This window comes from Kitasatospora sp. MMS16-BH015, from assembly GCF_002943525.1.
Taxonomy (GTDB): Bacteria; Actinomycetota; Actinomycetes; order Streptomycetales; family Streptomycetaceae; genus Kitasatospora.
Genome location: NZ_CP025394.1, coordinates 6,749,446 through 6,770,047, shown reverse-complemented (window position 1 = coordinate 6,770,047; position 20,602 = coordinate 6,749,446). Strand labels below are relative to the sequence as shown.

General features: G+C 73.3%; 6 protein-coding genes. 1 reads left to right on the top strand and 5 read right to left on the bottom strand.

All coding sequences use genetic code 11. The features are described from left to right. Window positions 1–50 precede the first annotated feature (50 nt). Window positions 51–1,139, bottom strand: a complete 1,089-nt coding sequence (locus CFP65_RS28985) for a polyprenyl synthetase family protein (protein WP_254552625.1) — start codon at window positions 1,137–1,139, stop codon at window positions 51–53. Window positions 1,140–1,385: 246 nt separating this feature from the next. Here CFP65_RS28985 and CFP65_RS28980 point away from each other — a divergent pair, with 246 nt between their 5' ends. Beyond that, the gene (locus tag CFP65_RS28980) at window positions 1,386–2,705 is read left to right on the top strand and encodes a condensation domain-containing protein (protein WP_104818952.1); all 1,320 of its coding nucleotides are present in this window, start codon (window positions 1,386–1,388) and stop codon (window positions 2,703–2,705) included. A 6-nt stretch (window positions 2,706–2,711) separates the two neighbouring features. Here CFP65_RS28980 and CFP65_RS28975 read toward each other — a convergent pair whose 3' ends face one another. The 4 genes from CFP65_RS28975 to CFP65_RS28960 form a co-directional block, all read right to left on the bottom strand. After that, entirely contained in the window at window positions 2,712–4,682 is a 1,971-nt protein-coding gene (locus CFP65_RS28975; protein ID WP_158702405.1) for an AfsR/SARP family transcriptional regulator, read from the bottom strand. An 89-nt stretch (window positions 4,683–4,771) separates the two neighbouring features. Beyond that, entirely contained in the window at window positions 4,772–7,102 is a 2,331-nt protein-coding gene (locus CFP65_RS28970; protein WP_158702404.1) for a peptidase domain-containing ABC transporter, read from the bottom strand. 1,544 nt (window positions 7,103–8,646) lie between these two features. Beyond that, window positions 8,647–11,865, bottom strand: coding sequence for a non-ribosomal peptide synthetase (locus tag CFP65_RS28965; RefSeq protein ID WP_104818949.1), 3,219 nt, complete (start codon window positions 11,863–11,865; stop codon window positions 8,647–8,649). After that, on the bottom strand, window positions 11,862–20,594 hold the full coding sequence (locus tag CFP65_RS28960) for a non-ribosomal peptide synthetase (protein WP_104818948.1): 8,733 nt from the start codon (window positions 20,592–20,594) through the stop codon (window positions 11,862–11,864). Before CFP65_RS28960 ends, CFP65_RS28965 begins: the two co-directional genes overlap by 4 nt. Window positions 20,595–20,602: the final 8 nt, after the last annotated feature.

Sequence of the window (20,602 nt, the reverse complement as noted above, 5' to 3'; positions counted from 1 at the left end):
TCCCCTCCCCTCCCCTCTCTCTTCCCGACTCCGCCCCCGCCCTATCCGCCTCAGTGGTCGCGGGCCACCGTCCAGACCGGCAGGTACGCGAAGAAGGCCACGGCCTCGGCCCGCCAGCGCGTCCCCCAGCCGGCGGCCACCTCGGCCGCCCGGGCCGCGTACCGCTCGGCCTCCCCCTGCACCGCGCGGTCCACCCCGTGCCGCCGCGCGATGCCCCGCACCCGCTCCAGCGCCTCCTCCCCGGCCTCGGGATCCCCCAGCGCGGCCGTCACCACCCGCCGCTCGTCCTCGTCCAACTCGGCCGTCAGCAGGGCCCGGAGGACGTAGCTGCGGCGCCCGGCCCGCAGATCCGAGCCCAGCGACTTGCCGGCCACCGCCTGGTCGCCGAACAGGTCGAGCCAGTCGTCCCGGAGCATGTTGGCGATGCCCAACGCGCTTGCATAGCTGCCCAGTTCGTCCCCGTACGCCGCCGGGTCCACCCCGGCGGCGAGCAGGCCGAGCCGCAGCGGAGCCAGGATCGAGTACCGAGTGGACTTGAACTCGGTGACAGCATCAAGGAATTCGACCGAGGGCAGTGGCCCGAGATCCCGCTCCAGATCGAGGAACTGCCCGACCACCCCCGCGCTCCCGGCCCCGGTCTGCTCGGCCGCCATCGCCATCGCCAGGTCGGCCGGCAGACCGGAGTCGACCAGCACCCGCACCGAGAGGAAGGCCGCCAAGTCCCCGGCCAGCACGGCCAGTCCAGCCGCCAGCCCGGGCCGCCCGGGCCACTCCTCCCGGTACGCCTGCGGCACGGAGGGCGCGCCGCGCCGCAGGGCCGACCCGTCGATCAGATCGTCATGGACCAGCCCGTGCACCTGCAGCAGCTCGATGCTGATCGCGGCCTCGTCCAGCCCCACCACCTCCGCCCCGGCCACCAGCCCGGCCGCCTCCCACAGCACCGCCACCCGCAGCCGCTTCCCGCCGCGCAGCGCCATGTCCCGCAGCAACTCGACGGCCCGCCCGGGGAACCGCCCGTACGCCACCCCGTCCGGCTCCCCGGCCGCCGTCAACCCATCGAAGTACGCCGCGAAGCGCTCCTCGAACCGTCGCCGGTGCTCTTCCCCGCGCCGCAGCGCGGCAGTGATCGTCTGGTCCACCCGCCCCAGCCTTCCACCCACCCCACCACCTGCACCAATCCCCCCGCCGGGCCGCACTCACCCTCGGTGTCACCATCGGCGGATCCCCGCACATCACCCTTCCGATCGAACTGAATTCCCGATGAATTCACACCTCCCCATTCTGAAGTCGGAGTTCCTTTTCCAACGGCCCGTCGTGATCCCTTGACACGTGTCGCGCGCATTCTGTTTCATCATGACTCAGGATTCGATTTCGGAAGGCAGGGCATGCAAACATCCTCCGGTGGCTCTGCGAAGAGATATCCGCTGACTCCAGGGCAGGCTTCGCACCACGCCCGGTCGCGATCGGCGCCGGAGGTTTCCACCTCCCTCTCGGTCACCTATCGGATCGACGGGGAGCTCGATGTCGAGCGCTTCATCGAGGCGCTCGACAGCACGGTCGCGCGGCACGACTGCCTCCGGATCGGCCTGTCGGAGGAGGACGGCCGACCCCCCGTCCAGTGGGCCCGCCCCGCGCCCGGCAGGGCTGCACTGATCCGCTGCCAGCAGGTGCGCAGCAGCTCGGAGGAGCAGTTCACCCGGTACGCGAAGCTGGTGCACCGGAGCGACCTGGCCGAGCCCTGGGATCTCTCCGCCGGATATCCCTTCAGGTTTCGCCTGCTGCGCCACTCCCCTGGTCTGCACGCCTTCCTCGCGTCGTTCTCGCACGTCGCCCTGGACGGCAGGGGGACGGCGCTGGTGCTCCGCGATCTCTGGCACGCCTTCGAGTACGGGCCGACCGGCCCGGGCGCCGAAACCATGGCGCCGGCCGCAAGCTTCGTCGAGGCGGCGGAGCGGGGCACGGCCGGTCCACACGAGGCGTCCGGGGCCTTCTGGGACCAGCGCATCTCCGAAGCCCGGCAGTTCGCACCCCGGCAGTTCGCACCCCGGCCGGCCGAGCTCCCTGGTGATGACCAGCCCTCGTACACCGCAGCGCATGCCACCGTGACGGGGGCCGAGCGGTCCGAATTGCGCGCGTACGCGAAGTCTTTCCGGGCCACCGAGGTCCAGGTGGCCATTGCGGCGCTCGCGAACGCGGTTTTCGCCGAGACCGCGGAGGATCACCTCCATGTCTGGCTGCCCGTCGATGCCAGGACGTTCGGCGAATCCGACACCTCGGGAATGTTCACGGTCTCCCTTCCGGTCTCCTTGCGCCGCACCGACGGGATCGCCGAAATGATCCGGCAGGTGCGCAACGAGGTGATGTCAGTCGCGGCGCACCGCCAGGTCGACCATGCCACGGCTTCGGCCGTCAGCGAATCGTTCAGGGAGCGGGACGGGGTTCGTGGCTGGATGCTGTCCACGGGCTATTTCAACAACGACCAGAATCCCGGCGAGAAATCCGTCCGGGGCATCGTCGCCCGCCCCAACGGCTATCCGGCGGACACCCGGTACAGCTCGCGCGGAGCGGAGCTGAAGGTCCTCGGCAGCACCGAGTCACTCCGGGTGACGCTGGCGCTCGGCTCCCGCTTCGCGGCGGATCCGGCCGCACGGCGCATCTTCGACTCCTTCGCGGCCGACCTGGGCGGCGTGCGGCTCACCTGGTGACGCCGTCTAGGCTGCGGCGCCACTGTGACGGTGCAGGTCGATGATCCCGACGGAACTCCGCTGGAGGGGGCTGCCGGACGGCGCGGCGTCGAGGTCCTGCGCCTCGACCCGGGCGAAGTCACGCACGAGGTCCGGCAGGTGGTAGCGGATCTCGCCGCTGCCCTCGGTGCGACGGGCATCGACCAGCCGGAGGTCCACGAGCTCCTCGACCAGGTCGGCGGCGTCGATTTCCGAGATGCCGAGGAGGGCGGACGCCTGCCGCATCGAGAAGCACTGCTCGCCGTGCAGGCCCAGCAAGAGGAACGCCCGCACGCTGTCGGGGCTCAGCCGGTGGAAGGTCGCAGCGAGGCTCACCCGGATGTCGAGGTCGTTGTGCGCGAGCTCCCGCAGCCGACGGCCGTCGTCGGCCAACCGGTCCGCGAATTGCCCCAACGACCAGTGCGGCCGGGCCAGCAGGCGCGCGCCCGCGATGCGCAGCGCGAGCGGCAACGCACCGGTGAGCCGTCCGATCCGGACGGCCTGCGCGGGGTCGGTGGACAGCCTTTCGGGGCCGATGATCCCGCCCAGCATGCGCAGCGCGTCGTCTTCGGCCATCGCGTCCAACTCCACCATCCGGGCCCCCTCCAGGCCGGTGAGCCGTCGGCGGCTGGTGATCAGGGTGGCGCCCGCCCCGAGCAGCGGACGGACCTGGCGCTCGTCGGCGACGTCGTCGAAGATGGTGAGCGTCCGGCTGCCGAGCCCCGACCGGTACACCTCGCTCAGTTCGTCACCGCTCAGGAGGTCGTCGACCTCCTCCATGCCGAGCATCCGCAGGAGTCGGTGCTGGGCCTGGCTCGGTGTCACGGGCCGGGCCGACATGCCCCGGAGGTCGATATGGAACTGGCCGTCGGGGAATCGGCTCCGTACGAGGTTCGCCACGTGCACCGCCAGGGCGCTCTTGCCCGCGCCGGCGCTCCCGGTGATCACCACGATGGGCGGGACGTCCGCCGGTTCGGCGAGGATCGTGCAGATCTGCGTGAGCTCGCGGTCCCGAGCGGTGAAGTCGCCCAGGTCGGGCTTGAGGTGACAGTGCTCCAGTGCGGTCACCGCGGGCTGGGTGGTCCCCTTCGGGGTGTCCGTGCTCGCGGGCCGGCGCCCCCGGCCGTTCTGGACGCCGGGGGTCACCGCGCGGCCGCAGGACAGGGCGATCGTCCGGATCGGCTCGCCCGCCAGGATCTGGAGCTGGATGCTCTGCAGCTCCTGGGCCGGCTCGATGGCAAGCTCGTGGCTCAGCTTCCGGCGGCAGTCCTGGAACACCCGGAGGGCGTCGGCCTGACGGCCGGAGCGGTAGAACGCGATCATCAGGAGTGCCGCCAGGTGCTCGCGCAGCGGGTTCTCCACCAGCAAGCTGACCAGCTCCGCCGTCGCCTGGGCGTGCAGGCCGAGTGCGATGTCAATGCCGATCCGGTCCTCCAGCGCCGACAGCCGACGCTCCATCAGGCGGCTGCGCTGGGTGTCGAAGAACTCGGTGGAGAGCGGGGCGAACGCCTCACCGCCCCAGAGGCCGAGCGCCGTGTCCAGACGCTCGCGTGCCGTGGGCAGGTCGATGTCCACCAGGGCCACGCCCTCGGCGACGGTCTGGGTGAAGACGTTGAGGTCGACCTGGTCGCGGTCGACGAGCAGGGAGTAGCCGTTGTCGATCAGCGGCAGCAGTTCGCTGGCCCTGGCGTCGCCGACCTCTGGGTCCAGGGCACGGCGCAGACCCCCCACGTACTTGTGCACGAGGTTCCGCGGATTGCCGGGCAGCTCCTCGCCCCAGACCGCCTCGATGATGTCGGAGATCGCGTGTGGCTGACCGGTCGCCAGCAGCAGCCGGGCCAGGACCGCCCGCTGCCTGGCCGAGCCGAGATCGACCTCGCGGCCGCCGCTCCACGCACGGATCGGGCCGAGCAACTCGAAGCGGAACGACTTGGCGGTCGCATGCGGAGAGGGGAACACGGCGCTCACTTTCACGGTGGAGATCCGCTGCCGGAGGCTGCGGAGGTGTGACGGTGCTGGTCTGTGGGTGCGTCGGGTGGTGGGCCGGGTCAGCTCGCCAGAGCCCGATAGGGGCCGTCCTGGGCGGAGAGTTCGCGCGGGGGCCCGAGCTGGACGAGCCGTCCTGCCTCCAGGACGACCACCTGGTCAGCCGACTCGATGGCCGTGAGTCGGTGGGCCACCACCACGAGGGTCATCGGCAAGGTGCGGAGCCGCTCGAAGATCTGCGCTTCCAGGACGGGGTCGAGCGCGCTGGTCGCCTCGTCGAGGATCAGCATCCGCGGCTTGCGCACCAATGCCCGGGCCAGGATGATCCGTTGCCGCTGCCCGCCGGACACGCCGGCGCCGCCCGGGCCCAGCAGGGTGTCGTACCCCATCGGCATCCGGGCGATGTCCTCGTGGATCCCCGCCAGCCGCGCCGCTTCGACGATCTCGGCCTCGGTCACCTCCGAGCCGCCCCAGCCGATGTTCTCCCGGATCGCCCCGGAGAAGAGTCGGGAGTCCTGGTTCACGAAGGAGATGGACTGCCGGAAGTCGCGGGTGTCCAGGGCGGCGAGGTCACGGCCGTCCACCAGCACGGCGCCGCCGGTGGGCTGGTGGAGCCCCGCGAGGAGGAGTGCACAGGAGGACTTACCGGATCCGGACGCGCCGAGGATGGTGGTGAAACTACCTTCGGGCACCCGGAACGAGACCCGGCTCACCACGTCGCCCTGGCCCGCCTGGTAGGCGAAGGAGACGTCCCGGACCTCCAGGGCTCCGTGCACGGTGCCCGTCTCGACGGCGCCGGCGCGCTTCTCCTGCGCCGTCTCCATGATGTCGCTCAGCTTGCTCAACTCGGCTCCGATCCCGGCCACTTGGAAGCCCACCTGGACGCAGTTGGCCAGCGGGACGAGCAGACCCATGGCGAGCACGCTGAAGCCCAGCACCTCGCCCAGGGTGAGCGCGCCCGTGGAGAGCCGCTGCATCCCCACCGCCAGGATGATCAGTGGCGCCACCAGTTGCAGGGCCGTGCTCAGCGTCGAGGACAGCGCGAGCAGGCGCCGGCTGCGGAGCCGGGCGTTGAGCTCCTCGGCCAGGGAGTGGCTCCAGCGGTGGCCGACGGCGCCCTCCACCCCCGCCGACTTGATCGTCGCCATGCCGTCCAGCAGCTCGACCAGCTCGGACTCGGCCCGGGAGCGGGCCTCCAGTGCGTCGGAGCTCGCGTACTCCTGCTTGCGCCAGGTGGCCACCAGGAGCGACACCTGCAGCAGCGCGACCGCGACCACCACCAGGGCCAGGGTGGTGTCCACCAGGACCAGCAGCGTCATGTAGACCAGGATGAGGATGCCGTCAAAGACCGCGGCGAAGGCGGAGACCGAGAAGACCTGACGGATCGCCGAGCTGATCCGCACCCGCTGCAGCAGGTCGCCGGGGCTGCGGGTGGCGAAGAAGTCGTAGGGCAGCGCGAACAGCCGGTCGAGGATGCCCAGGGTGATGTTCTCGTCCACCGCCGCCTGGACGGCGAGGAAGGACAGCGACCGCAGCAGCTGCAGCCCGAAGTAGGCGGCGGCGAGCACCGGAATCGCCAACCAGAGGGCGCCGACCCCGACCTGGTGCCCCGGGGCCGCCCGGTCCACCACCTCGCGGGTGGCGAGCGGCATCCCCAGGTTGAAGAGCATGAGCAGCAGGGAGCAGAGGACGAACGGGAGCCAGCGGTAGCCGGCGGGGAAGAAGTGCCAGAGGTAGCGCCAGGAGCCGACACTCCGGCGCATGGCCCGCCGACTGCTCCAGTTCTGCCGCGTCTCCAGGGCCGGCGTGATCAGCAGGGCCACCCCGGTGAACGACTCCCCGGCCGCCTCCAGGCTCAGCCGGCGACGCCCCAGCGCGGGATCCACGAGGTAGACGAAGTCGCCGCGCACCCCTTCGAGCACCACGAAGTGCGCGAAGTCCCAGAAGAGGATCGTGGCGGCGGGCAGGTCGCGGAGCGCGCCCAGCCCGACCCGGACTCCGCGCGCGTTGAAGCCGTATCCGCGGGCGGTCTGCAGGATCTGACGCGCCGACACTCCGTCCCGCCCGGTGTCGGTCGCCTGCCGGAGCTCCTGCACGGGGACGTCCACACCGTGGTGGGCCAGCACCATGGAGAGCGAGGCGGCACCGCAGTCGCTGATCTGCGCCTGCAGTCGGACGGGGATCCGGGGGCGGCGCAACGGAGTCCGCCCGCCCCGGCGGGAGCCCTCCGCACCGTGCCCCGCCGGCCGGAAGGGGAGCCGGGCGAGGCGACCGGCGGCCACCTGCTGACCGTATTCGCGCACCGCCCCGCGCGCCGTGAGCGCCTGCTGCCGGAACCTGCTCGCCGTGCCCGGCCGGGGGTTCGAGTGACTGCTTTCGTCGACCGTGTCCATCGTGCTCACCTGGGATGTTTCCATCGGGCTCGGGGCTGGAGCGGGGTGCGGGGCGAGCGGATCCAGCCCGCCCCCGGGCTTATCATGAACGGGGACTCCTGGCATCTGATCCATGCCAGGAGTCCCGTCAGCGCACCTTACGGAGCCACGCTCATGGCGGGCTGCACCGCCAGGGCGTGGCCGCCGACGACGTCGGCGAGCGCCTCGTCCTCGAGGCCGGCGATCTCGATGTTCTCGAACTCGGTCATGTTGTACACCTCCCTGCTCGACTCGTGGGGATGGAGCTCATCCTCGAAACACCACTGAGGGGTTCAGCAGCTCACACAGGCCGGGACGACCACCGCGTGGCCGCCGACGACGTCGGCGAGCACCTCGTCCTCGAGGCCGGCGATCTCGACGTTCTCGAAGTCGATCTTCTCCATGCTGTACACCTCCCTCCGCGACTCGCAGGGACACGCCCCGTCCTCAACGGCCCACTCAGGCGCTGAGGTTGGCCGGGACGACCACCGCGTGGCCGCCGACGACGTCGGCGAGCGCCTCGTCCTCGAGGTCGGCGATCTCGATGTTCTCGAAGTCGATCATGTTGTACACCTCCCTCCGCGACTCGCAGGGACCCGGTCTATCCTCAACAGCCCACTCAGGCGCTGAGGTTGGCCGGGACGACCACCGCGTGGCCGCCGACGACGTCGGCGAGCGCCTCGTCCTCGAGGCCGGCGATCTCGACGTTCTCGAAGTCGATCTTCTCCATGCTGTACACCTCCCTCCGCGACTCGCAGGGACCGGATGTCCCACCACAGGGCACGGCGCGACGCCTCGAGGGCGCCGGGCACCAAGGCTCGGTGGTGGAAGTCTGGGAACTCGTCGGCGACTCTCGGCGGCGGACGGCACGCCGGATGATGCCTACGGCACGTCAAAGAAAAGCGATGCTCCCGGGGGCCTGATATACACCGGAGCAATGGCGGACAGCATTTGAAGCTGCGTCAGATCCGCCAGGGACAACGTAGATCGATCAGCAGCGGAAAGCAACACGAGAATCTGTGATTGTTCGTCGCCACCATCGCACTTCCCCCCAGCGCCGCGATCTGATCGACAGGACTCGAACTGCCTGCCGTCAACTCGATCCAACCCGGCCGATCCATCCATGTCAAGTGCAATTCAGTCTGCTCATACCGGCGCCACCCGTGGTCGGCGCCACACCCTCCGGCCACCTCGTTCGTCAAGAGCTGGGCCGGGAAGGCATCGCCATTCACCTGGGCTGATGGCCACCGCAGCCATGCTTGGCATCATGTCTTGACATGTCCTCCAGTCGGCCTTCCGCCCGGGTTCACTCCTCGGCAGCCTGACTTCACACCCGCACAGCTGCGATTCATCACGAATTCAGCACACGGACCGCGCCGGACGAAATACAATCGAATATGGCAATTCTGCCGGAGCAATCGGTGCCATTCTGCACCACGGACGAGACCGAGATTTTCGGCACCGATTACTCCGGCTTTACCGAACGGGCGCCACCGGCCTTCCGATATCACCCCGAAATGGACGGTTCAGCGCCCGCTGCCACCGCCCCGAGCCGGCGGCGCCGCCTGCCGGGCCGCCCTGCGGCGCTCCAGCCGGCTCTGCACGTCGGTGAAGCCGGGCCGGCCGCCGCCGTCGAGGTGGCGGGCGAGCTCGGCGATGGTCGGGAAACGGAACAGGTCGGTCATCAGGAGGCCGTCGGGGAAGCGGGCCTTCAGTTCGCCGAACACGCGGGCCAGCAGCAGGGAGTCGCCGCCGAGGTCGAAGAAGGCGTCGTCCGCCCCGGGCCTCGACACCCCGAGCACAGCCGTCCAGACGGCGGCGACGGCCCGCTCGGTCTCGCTCGCGGGCTCCCGGTACGGACGCCTGGCCCCCAGGGTCTCGGGGGGCCGCAGCGCCCCCCGGTCGACCTTCCCGTTCGGCGTGAGCGGGATCGCGTCGATGCCGACGAAGGCCGAGGGCACCATGTGCTCGGGCAGCACGGCCCGCAGCGCACGCGTCAGGCCGGGCTGATCGAGCGGCTGCCCGGGCTCGGCCACCACGTACGCCACCAGGCGCTTGCCGCCGTGCGGGTCGGTGTGCACCGCCGCCACGGCCTCGCGCACCTCCCCGAGGGCCCGCAGGGTGGCCTCGATCTCGCCCAGCTCGATCCGGAAGCCTCGCAGCTTCACCTGGTGGTCGGTCCGACCGAGGTACTCCAGCCGACCGTCGGCGAGCCGGCGGACGAGGTCCCCCGTGCGGTAGAGCCGGGCGCCGGGGCGGCCGCCGAACGGGTCCGGCAGGTAACGGCTCGCGGTGAGCGCCGGACGGTCGTGGTAGCCGCGTGAGACGCCGTCACCACCGAGGTACAGCTCACCTGCGACACCGGTCGGCACCGGTCGCAGCCGAGGGTCGAGGACATACGCCTGCGCATTGGCCACCGGCCGGCCGATCAGGGGCTTGCCGCCGCCCGCCGGGACCAGCGCGAAGGTGGAGTAGACGGTGTCCTCCGAGGGTCCGTACAGGTTGTACACCTTGCGCAGCCCCGGCTGCCGGTAGGCCCGGTCCACGAGTTCCCCGGGCAGCGGTTCACCCGCGAGATTGACCACCGCGACGCGCGGTGGCAGGGCGCCGAGCCGCAGCAGCGTGTCCAGCGCCGAGGGCACGGTGTTGATCAGCGTCACCTCCTCGCGGGCCGGCAGCGAGGGCAGGAGCAGCGCGTTCCGGGCCAGGATCACGGTGGCGCCGGTGGTGAGCGGCAGGAAGAGCTCGAAGACGGAGAGGTCGAAGCAGACCGAGGTCGAGGCCAGCGTCCCCGAGAGCTCCTCGGCCGAGTAGGTGCCCGATGCCCAGGCCAGCAGGGCGCGGACGTTGCGGTGGGTGATCAGCACGCCCTTGGGAGTCCCGGTCGAGCCCGAGGTGTAGATCGTCAGGGCGACCGCGTCGGCCTCGGCGTCCACCGGTGCGAACCCGTCCGCGGCGGGCTCCTCCTCGGGCGCGTCGAGCGACAGCACGGGGCAAGCCGCGCCCGCCAGCACCCCGCCGGTCGAGTCCTGGGCCAGGACCACGGCCGGCGCCGCGTCCTCGAGGACGTGCCGGATCCGGGCGGCGGGGTAGGTCGGATCCAGGGGCAGGTAGGCGGCCCCGGCCTTCCACACCGCCAGCAGGGCGGCGGGCAGGTCGGCCGTACGCTCCAGGCAGACCCCGACGAAGGCCCCGGGCAGCACGCCGGCCCGGTGCAGCCGCGCCGCGATCCGGTTCGCCCGGGCGTCGAGCTCGGCGTACGAACGCCGCTCCTCGTCCACGACCAGGGCCGTCGCCCCCGGGGTCGCCGCCGCCTGCGCCTCGAACAGGCGGTGCACACCGCCCGCTCCCGCGCTCGGCGGCTCGATCTGCGGGCCTGTGGACTCGGCCAGCAGGGCGGCCAGCTCGGCGGGGCCGACCGCGTTCAGGTCGCCGACCCGGGCCGGCGGGGCGGCCAGCGAGCGGAGCAGGGCCTCGTAGTGCCCGAGCACCCGCTCGACCACGTGATCCTCGAACCGGTCCTGGTCGTAGCCGAGTTGGAGCGAGAGCTGGTCACCGGGGGCGACCGTGAGCGTGAGCGGGAAGCTGGTCTGCTCCGCCATCCGGACGTTCTCCACCCGGAGCGGCCCGCCCTGGGCGGCGAGGGCCTCGCCGCCCGGAAAGTTCTCGAAGACCACCAGGGATTCCATCAGCGGCTGGTCGCCCGGCAGCCCCGCCCAGCGGCGGATCTGCGCGAGCGGGACGTGACCGTGCTCCTCGCGCGCCACCTGCGCGCTCTGCAGGGCCCGCAGCCAGTCGGTGACCGGCGCCCCCTCGTCCACCCGGACCCGGACCGGCAGGGTGTTCAGGAAGCAGCCGACGGCCGACTCCATCCCGGCCAACGCCGGCGGGCGGCCGGAGGAGACCATGCCGAGCATGACCTCCCGCTCGCCGCTGTAGGCGTGCAGCAGCAGCGCCCAGGCCGCCTGCACGTAGGTGCTCAGCGTGATCCGCTCCCGGCGGACGGCTGCCAGCAGGGCGTCGGTGTCCGCCCGGCTCAGCAGCACCCGCCGCTTCCCGACGGCGCCCCGGCCGGGTGTGCCGCCGGCCTGCGGCCGGCCGACGCCCAGCAGGGTCGGCCCGGCCACCCCGGCGAGGGAGCGCCGCCAGTACTCCTCGGTGCCGGCCTGGTCCTGGGCCCGCAGCCAGGCGATGTAGTCGCGGTACTGGGTCACCGGGCCGAGTTGCGGCGGGCGGCCCTCCCCGATCGCCCGGTAGCACCGCACCACCTCGGACAGCACGGTCGGCATCGACCACCCGTCGGAGATCGCGTGGTGCCGGGTCCACAGAAAGCGGTGGCGGTCCGGCGCGGTGCGCACCAGCACGCACCGCATCAGCGGTGCCCGGGCGGGCACGAAGTCCTCGGCGCGGTCCTGCTCCAGCAGGGCGGCGAACCGGGCCTCCTGCTCCTCGGCGGGCAGCTCGGACCAGTCCTCCTCCCGCCAGGGCAGGCTCACGGTGCGGCGCACCACCTGCAAGGGCTGCTCCTGGTCCAGCCGCAGGAAGCAGGTCCGGTGAGCGGCGTGCCGCGCGGTGACCTGCTCCCAGGCCCGGCGGAAGGCGTCCGCGTCGAAGGCCCCACCGAGCTCGAAGGACAACTGCAGCAGGTAGACCCCGCTGCCGGGGGCGAGTTGCGAACGGAGCAGCATGGCGTGCTGCATCGGCGAGAGCGGGTAGATCGCCTCGATGTCGTCAGGTCGGCTCACGCCGGTTCTCCTTCCTGGTCCCGGATCTCACCGAGCAGGTCGTCCAGGGACTCCTGGGTCAGCTCCACGTCGGGGAAGTCGGACGGGGCGAGCCGGATCAGGCCCGCCCGGCAGTCCGCCACCCGTCGGCGCAGCAGGTCACCGAAGCGGTCGGCCAGGTCGCGGATCGTCGCCGGATCGTGCACGGCCTCGCTGAAGGTGAAATCCACCCGCAGGCGGCCGCCCGCGACGAGTCCGTTGACGTTGAGCAGGTGCCGCCGGGTCTGGGCGGGCGCGTGCGGCGCGCCCACGGAGCCGGTGGCCAACGCGAGCAGGGCGCCGTCGCGGTGCGAGGCGTCCGCCTGCCCCAGGTAGTTGAAGACGATCTCGGGCCGGTGTCCGGCGGCGAGCCGGGACCTGACCGAGGCGTCGGGGTGCAGGTGGCGCAGCAGACCGTGCCCGATCCCCCGGCGGGGGATGCGGCGCACCTGCTCCCGGACGGCGGCCGGCCGCTCCGCGGGGTCGGTCGGCAGGTCGATGCGCAGCGGGTACAGGGCGGTGAACCAGCCCACCGAGCGGGAGAGGTCGACGTCCTCGAAGAGCTCCTCACGCCCGTGCCCCTCCAGGTCCAGCAGCAGCGAACTCGAACCGGTCCACTGCGCACAGGCCTCCGCCAGGGCGCAGAGCAGCAGGACGTGGAGGTCGGCGTGGTGGGCGCGGGGCACCTCGTGCAGGAGTGCCTCGGTCTCCTCCGTGGTGAACTCCGCGGTGGTGGTGCGCGCGGCGGCCTCGGTGTTGCCGCCGTCGCGGTCGCGCGGCAGGGCGTGGGCCGGGTGCGGGCCCTCGACCTGCTCTGTCCAGTAGTCGAGTTCGGCGAGCGTCCGATCGGAGGCGGCCTCCTGCGCCAGCCTGGCGATCCACTCCCGGTAGGAGGTGGTCTTGGCGGGCAGCTCGACCCGGTGGCCGTCCCGCAGCAGGCGGTAGGCGTGCTGCAGGTCCTCCAGCAGGATCCGCCAGGAGACGCCGTCCACCACGGTGTGGTGGATCACGGTGAAGAGCTGATCGGGCCGGTGCCCGCCGTAGCCGACGGAGACCATCCGCAGCAGCGGCCCGCGGTCGAGGTCCAGGGCGCGGTGCGCGCGGTTCTGGACGGCTTCGAGTTCGGCCGGCCAGTCCGCCGGCGGCAGGGCGCCCAGCTCGACGTGCTCGATCGGCTCCGTGACCGGCTCCGGCGCGCCGGTCCGCTGGATCCACCCGGTCGGGTCGGGGTGGAAGGTGTTGCGCAGGGCGTCGTGGTGGCGCAGGACAGCGTCCCGCGCGCGGGCCAGCAGCGCCAGGTCGAGTGGGCCGGCCAGGACGTCCGCCAGCACGGCCTGGTTGTAGTGGTGCTGGTCGGCCAGCCGCTGCTCGAAGAACCAGTGCTGGATCGGGGCGAGCCCGGATTCGCCCACCAGCACGCCCTGTTCGGCCGTGATCCGGCCGTCCTGCCGGGCCACGGCGGCGAGTTCGCCCAGCGTCTGGTGCTGGAACAGGTCCCGTGCGGTCAGCACGATGCCCGCCTGCCGGGCGCGCGAGACCATCTGGATGGCGACGATCGAGTCGCCACCGAGGTCGAAGAAGTTGTCCTCGACCCCGATCTCCCCGCAGCGCAGCAGGTCGCGCCAGATCCCGGCCAGGCTCCGCTCGGTCGCCGTCGCGGGCGCCGTGGCCGACGGCGTGCGCCGCCGGAGTGGCGGCGGCTCCGGCAGGGCCCGCCGATCGGTCTTGCCGCTCGGCAGCAGCGGCATCGCCGCCAGGGCGACGAACTGGGCGGGGACCAGGTGGCGCGGCAGGCGGGCCTCCAGGTGCCGGCGGAGCTCCTCCTCGTCCAGCGGCCCGGCGAGGACCAGGTAGCCGATGAGCCGTTGTCCGCCCCGGCCGTCCTCCGCCGCGACCACCGCCGCGTGCCGGACGCCCGGTGCGGCGGCCAGCGCCGCCTCGATCTCCCCCGGCTCCACCCGGAAGCCGTGGATCTTCACCTGCCCGTCCCGGCGCCCGAGGTACTCGATCTCGCCGTTCGACCGGTAGCGGACCAGGTCGCCGGTGCGGTACATCCGGGCGGCCGGGTCGGCGGCGAAGGGGTCCGCGAGGAAGCGCTCCGCGGTGAGCTCCGGCTGGTGCAGGTAGCCCGCCGCGACACCGGTGCCGCCGAGGTGGAGCTCGCCAGGCACGCCGATCGGCACCGGCGCCCCCCGCTCGTCCAGGACGTAGGCCCTGGTGTTGGAGAGCGGACGGCCGATCGAGTGGCTGCCCTCGTGCACGGGATGGGCGGTGGACCAGATCGTCGCCTCGGTCGGCCCGTAGACGTTCAGCAGGCGCCCGCCGACCGCCTGCGCCAACTGCTCGGCCAGGGCGGGCGTCAGGGCCTCACCGCCGACCAGCATCCGGTCGAGGGAGCCCAGTGCGGCCCGCACCTGCTCGTCGGCGATCAGCACGGCGGCCAGCGAGGGGGTGCACTGCAGGTGGGTGACACCGTGCCGCTCGATCATCCCCGCGATGTCCCGCGGCGCCCGGTCGGGCGCCGAGTCGGCCAGCCGGCGCAGCTCCGCCAGCTGGGGCAGCGCCGCGAGCACCTCGTCGGCGGGGACGCCGAAGTCCACCAGGCAGGCGATCTCGTCGACACCGACCTCGCTCAGGCGGTCCACCATCGCCACGCAGCCCTCGGGGGTGCCGAACAGCCCGCTGGTCTCGTAGTAGCGCTGGAAGGCGTGGTCGAGGAGCGCGTCGAGGTCGCCCTCGTCGAAGTCCTCCAGCTCCAGACCCCGGTCCCGGGCGATCGGGCGGACCAGGTCCACCGACTGGCGCAGGTAGTTCTTGAACGGCTCGCGCACGGTGCGGCGGACGGCCTCCTCGTCGCCGGAGACGAAGGTGTGCAGCATCAGCGTGACGTGGCCGGGGCCGGGGTGCCCGGCCTCCGCCCGCGCGGTGCGGTAGACCCGGACGGACTCCGCGAGGTCCTCCACCGACTGGCCCAGCAGATGGGTCAGGAGGTTGGCGCCGACGGCGCCCGCCCGGCGGAAGGTCTCGGGGTTGCCGGCCGCGGTGACCCAGACGGGCAGCTCCGGCTGGACCGGGCGCGGCAGGGTGCGGACCTCGATCTCCTCGCCGGTGCCGGAGACCGTGCGCACCGACTCGCCGCGCCACAGTCGGCGGACCACCTCGAGGTCGCGGAACATGACCTCCTTGCGGTCCGCGAACTTGCCCGGCGCGAGGGCGAAGTCGTGCGGCTGCCACCCGGAGGCGACCGAGAGCCCGACCCGGCCGCCCGAGATGTTGTCGACCACCGCCCAGTCCTCGGCCACCCGGATCGGATCGTGCAGCGGGAGGACGAGGCTGCCGGTGCGCAGGCCGATCCGGCTGGTCGCGGTGGCGAGGGCGGCCGAGGTGACCACCGGGTTCGGGTACAGGCCGCCGAAGGTGCCGAAGTGACGCTCCGGGGTCCAGACGGCGGCGAAGCCCTGCCGGTCGGCCCACTTCGCGCCCTCCAGCAGCAGGCGGTACTTGTCCGCCTCGCGGTCCCCGGCGTCGCTCGCGAAGTAGAACAGGCTGAAGTCCGGCGTCCGGGGCCGCGGTCCGCGCCGCCCCTCGCTGAGCACCAGCTCGTCGTCGGCGAGGACGACCTCGAAACCCCGGGTCAGGGTCCAGAGCAGTTCCAGCACCGAGATGTCGAAGGTGTACCGGGTGACGGCCAGCCAGGTGCCGGGCCGGTCGCCGCCGAGCTGCTCGTCCATGGCCGCGAAGAAGCCGGCCAGGTTCCGCTGCCCGATCATGACGCCCTTGGGGCGGCCGGTCGAGCCCGAGGTGTGGATGACGTAGGCGAGGTCCTCGGGATCGCTCCGGCGCGCCGGGGCGGAGTCCTCGCCGGTCTCCTGGACGGGGTCGACGGCGACCACCTCGGAGGGCAGGTCCGCCGAGCGCTCCCCGGTCGTGATCACGAAGCCGAGGCGCGCGTCCGCGATCAACTCCCGGTTGCGCGCCGTCGGGGCGTCGGGGTCGAGCGGGAGGTAGGCGGCGCCGGCCTTGAGCACGGCGAGCACGGCGACGACCGTTTCCACCGAGCGGTCCAGCCAGAGGCCCACCAGCCCGTTGCCGGCGACTCCGGCCGACCGCAGGGCGTGGGCCAGCCGGTTCGCGGCCCGGTCGAGCTCCCGGTAGCTCAGGCGGCGCTCGCCGTGGACGAGCGCGGTGGCCTCCGGGTGGCGCCGCACCCGCTCCTCGAAGGCGTCGGCCGCCCAGGGGGCGTCCGGCCGGTCGAGGTACCCGGAGTTCCAGCCGTGCAGCAGCAGGTCGCGCTCGGCCGCCGGCAGCAGGGTCAGCTCGCCCGTGCGCGCCCGCGGAGTCCGCAGGACGGAGCCGAGCAGCTCCAGGAACTGCCGGCCGAGCCGCTGCACGGTCTCCGCCTCGAACAGGTCGGTCCGGTACTCGATCCGCCCGGACACCCCGTGCGCGTGCTCGGTCAGGTCGAGGGTGAGGTCGTACTTGGCGACCTCACCACCGATCGGCAGGGAGTCAAGGCGGAGGCCGTCCATCGTCAGGCCCTCGTCCGGGGCCGGCTGGTAGACGAAGAGGGTCTGGAAGAGCGGGGAGCGGCCGGGGTCCCGGGGCGGGTTCAGCGCCTCCACCAGCCGCTCGAAGGGCAGGTCCTGGTGCGCCTGGCCGGCCAGCACCGCCGCGCGGACCCGGTCGAGCAGCTCGGTGAACTCCGGGTCGCCGGAGAGGTCGGTCCGGATCACCAGCGTGTTGAAGAAGCAGCCGATCAGGTGCTCCACCTCGGCCCGGGTGCGGTTCGCCACCGGCGTGCCCACGGCGATGTCCTGCTGGCCGCTGTGCCGGGCCAGCAGCACGTTGAATGCGGCCAGCAGCACCATGAACACGCTGGCCTGCCGCTCGTGGGAGAGCGCGCGCAGCCCGGCGAGGGTCTCGGCCCCGATCTCGATCGGGACCGAAGCCCCGTGGTAGCCCTGGACCTTGGGCCGCGGACGGTCGGTCGGCAGCTCCAGTGCGGCGGGCAGATCCCGCAACTGCTCCGTCCAGTAATCCAGTTGCGGGGCGGTGCCGCCCTCGTCCAGCCAGGCGTTCTGCCAGACCGCGTAGTCGGCGTACTGGACCGGCAGCGGGGCCGGGGCCGGGACGCGTCCGGCGCGGCGGTCGCCGTATCGGGTCACCACCTCGCGCCACAGCAGCGCGGTCGACCACCCGTCGGAGACGATGTGGTGGAGGCAGAGCAGCAGCACGTGCTCCCGGGGCCCGACCCGCAGCAGCTCGGCCCGGAACAGCTCGTCCCGTGCCAGGTCGAAGGGCCGGGCCGCGAAGACGCGGGCCCGCTCGGGCACCTCCCCCTCGGCGGTCTCCCGGACGGGGACGGCGAACCCGCCGGGTTCGCGGACCACCTGACGGGGCGTCCCGTCGACCAGGACGACGTTCGTACGCAGCGCCTCGTGCCGGTGCACCACCTCGCGTAGGGCCTCGACCAGGAGGTCGACGTCCAGTTCGCCCCGGATCCGGACGGCCGCCGGGATGTGGTAGGCCGTCCGCACCCCGTCCACCTCGGAGAGGACCCAGAGCCGGCGCTGGGCGTAGGAGAGCGGCATCGGGCCGGTCCGCTCGACCGGGACGATCGCCCCGGCGCCGGTGTCCACCGCCGACCCGTCGACCAGTGCCGCCAGGCGCGCCACCGTGGGGGCCTCGAACAGGGCGCTGACGTGCAGGCCGACGCCGGTCGCCGCGCGGATGCGGGCCACCACGCGGGTGGCGTCGAGCGAATTGCCGCCCAGCTCCTGGAAGAAGGAGTCCTCGCGGCCGACCCGCTCGCAGCCGAGGACCTCCGCCCACAGGCCCGCCAGGAGGGTCTCGGTCTCCGTCGTGGGGGCGGCGTAGCGCGCGGTCCGGGAGGCGGCCTGGTCGACGGTGGGCAGCGCCCGGCGGTCCACCTTCCCGTTCGGGCTCAGCGGCAGGGCGGGCAGGGCGGCGATCGCGGTGGGCACCAGGTACTCCGGCAGCCGCAGCCGCAGCCCCTGCCGGAGCTCCTCGGTGTCCACCGAGCGGCCGCGCCGCGCCACCACGAAGGCCGTCAGGCGCGCGCCGTCCGCCTCCGCCACCACCACGGCGTCCGCGACGTCGGCGTCGCGGCGCAGCTCGGCCTCGATCTCGCCCAGCTCGACCCGGTGTCCCCGGATCTTCACCTGGTGGTCGGTGCGGCCGAGGAAGACCGCGGCGCCGTCGGGGCGCAGCCGGACGAGGTCCCCGGTGCGGTACATCCGGGCACCGGGCTCCGCAGCGAACGGATCGGGCAGGAAGCGCTCGGCGGTGGCCCCGGGGCGGCCCTGGTAGCCGCGGGCCAGACCGGGCCCGGCGAGGTACAGCTCCCCGACCGCCCCCCGGAGCACGGGCCGGAGCCCGGCGTCGAGCAGGTAGGCGCGGTAGCCGGCCAGCGGCCGGCCGATCGGGGCCGGGCCCCGCTCCGGCCCCGCCACCTCGTGGGCCAGCGCGCCGACGGCGGCCTCCGTCGGGCCGTAGTGGTTGACCACGCGCAGCCCGGGGCGCAGCGCCCGGATCCGCTCAAGCAGCGCGGTCGGGAGCGGCTCGCCGCCCAGCACGAGGCACCGGGACGGCAGCAGCGCCTCCGCTCCGGGCGCGTCGAGCAGCGCGGCCAGGTGCGAGGGCACGATCTTCAGCAGGCCGAGCGGCCGGTCACGGAACCGTGCGGCCAGGCCCGCGCCGTCGAGCACCTCCTCGGGCACGGCGAGGAACAGCGAGCGTCCGGTGCACAGCGCGCCGAAGACGGCGGTGTGGCCCAGGTCGGCCGCCGGGGTCGCCAGGGTGCCCAGCAGCTCGTCCTCGGGCAGGTCCAGGACGGGCAGCACGCCGTCCAGGTAGGCGCAGACCGCCCGGTGCGGCACGGCCACGCCCTTGGGCCGGCCGGTGGAGCCGGAGGTGAAGATCACGTAGGCGGTGTGCTCGGGGCGGGCCGCCGACTCGACCGGAGTGTCGGGCCAGTCCTCCAGCCGGGCCGTGTCCAGGTCGAGCACGGGCACCGCCCCCGCCACCTCGGGGTCGAGCAGGCCGCGGTGGGTGAGCAGCACCGCAGGCCGGAGCTCGTCGAGCACGGCGCGCGCCCGCGCGGCCGGCAGGCCGGGATCGAGCGGCACGAAGGCTCCGCCGGCCTTGAGCACGCCGAGCAGCCCGACCACGTAGTCGACGGAGCGCTCCAGCACCAGGGCGACCGGTGCGTCCGGGCCGACACCGCGCGCCCGCAGCGCGGCCGCCAGCCGGTTGGCCCGGGCCTCCGCCTCACGGTAGGTCAGCTCCTGCTCTCCGCAGACCACGGCGAGCGCCTCGGGCCGCTCGGCCGCCCGCTGCTCGAACCGCAGATGGGCCAGCGCGGGGCCGGCGGCCGGGGAGAGCGCGCCGGCCGGGAGCACGGGGAAGCCGGCGACCGCCGGGTCCTGCGCCAGGCCGAGGTCGCCGAGCCGGGCGTGCGGCCGCGCGACCACCGCGCGCAGCACCGAGAGGTACTGGTCCGCCAGCACCCGTGCGTGCCGGTGGGAGACCCGCTGCTCGTCCCGGGCCAGCGAGAGCAGGAGCCGGCCGCCGGCCGGCCGCGCCACACCGAGGTGCAGCGCCGAGCCGCCGTGCCCGGTGCACAGGTCCGTCACGGTCAGCCGCCCGGCGCCGGCCGGCAGACCGGCGGGCAGCTCGGTGCAGGCGAAGCCGAACGGGAGCGGCTCGGCGGCCCGCGCGCCGTCGAAGGCGAACTGGGCGGCCGGGACGGCGGCGAGGGCCCGGTCGAGGTCGCGGACCAGCGAGGCGAACGGCAGGGCGCCGGACAGGGTGCCGAGCACGGGCACCCCCGTCTCGAACAGGCCGACCACCTCGTCCAGTTCGGCCAGGCCGCGAGTGTCGGCCCGGACGGCGGTGACGACCTCCTCCTGCCCGGTCAACCTGCCGAGCAGGAGCTGCCAGGCGCCGAGCAGCACCGCGGCCGGCCCGGCCCCGAGCTCGGCGGCCGTCCGGTCCAGGGCCGCCACCAGAGCCGGCTCCGGCTCCGCCGACACCAGCACCGGCTCGCCCGCCGGGCCCGGCTCCGAGGCCGGCTCCACCCCGCCGGCGACGGCCAGCTCGCGGGCCAGCCAGGCGTCCATCCGCGCCCGCGCCTCGTCCGTGGCGAGCTGCTCGCCGAGCCACTCCGCCGCGTCCAGGTACTGCAGCGGCTCCTCCGGCAGGCCGGTGCCACCGAGGATCGCGGCCAGCTCCGCCAGGACCACCAGCAGCGACCTGCGGTCGGCGAACAGCCCGTCCGCCGTCACCAGCAGCACCGCCCCGTCCGATCCGTCCGCGCCGAGCAGCAGCCGCGCCCGCACGGCTCCTGGCCAGGGCTCGGCCAGGTCCGCCGCAGCGGCGGCCTCGACCGCGGCCCGGGCCGCCGCCGCCTCGACCGGCAGGTGCTCCCGGTGCCAGGCCAGGGCTGCGGCCGGTGCCACCGACTGCAGCGGCACGGACAGCCCGGGCACCTCGACTAGGCGGGCGCGGAGCGACTCGTGACGCTCCGCCACCTGACGCAGCGCCTGCTCCAGCCGCTCGGGCGCCACCGCTCCCTCGACGAGGATCCGGGCCTGCACCCGCCGACCGGCGGCGTGCGGCCAAGCCAGCAGCTGCGGCGGGGACAGGCGGAATCCGGCCTCCGCCGTGGTGTCGAGCTCGGCGTCGTACATCGTGTGTG

Coding starts and splice junctions, on each gene's coding strand:
- CFP65_RS28980 (WP_104818952.1), top strand. CDS start 1,386: ATGCAAACATCCTCCGGTGGCTCTGCGAAGAGATATCCGCTGACTCCA.
- CFP65_RS28970 (WP_158702404.1), bottom strand. CDS start 7,102: ATGGACACGGTCGACGAAAGCAGTCACTCGAACCCCCGGCCGGGCACG.
- CFP65_RS28960 (WP_104818948.1), bottom strand. CDS start 20,594: ATGTACGACGCCGAGCTCGACACCACGGCGGAGGCCGGATTCCGCCTG.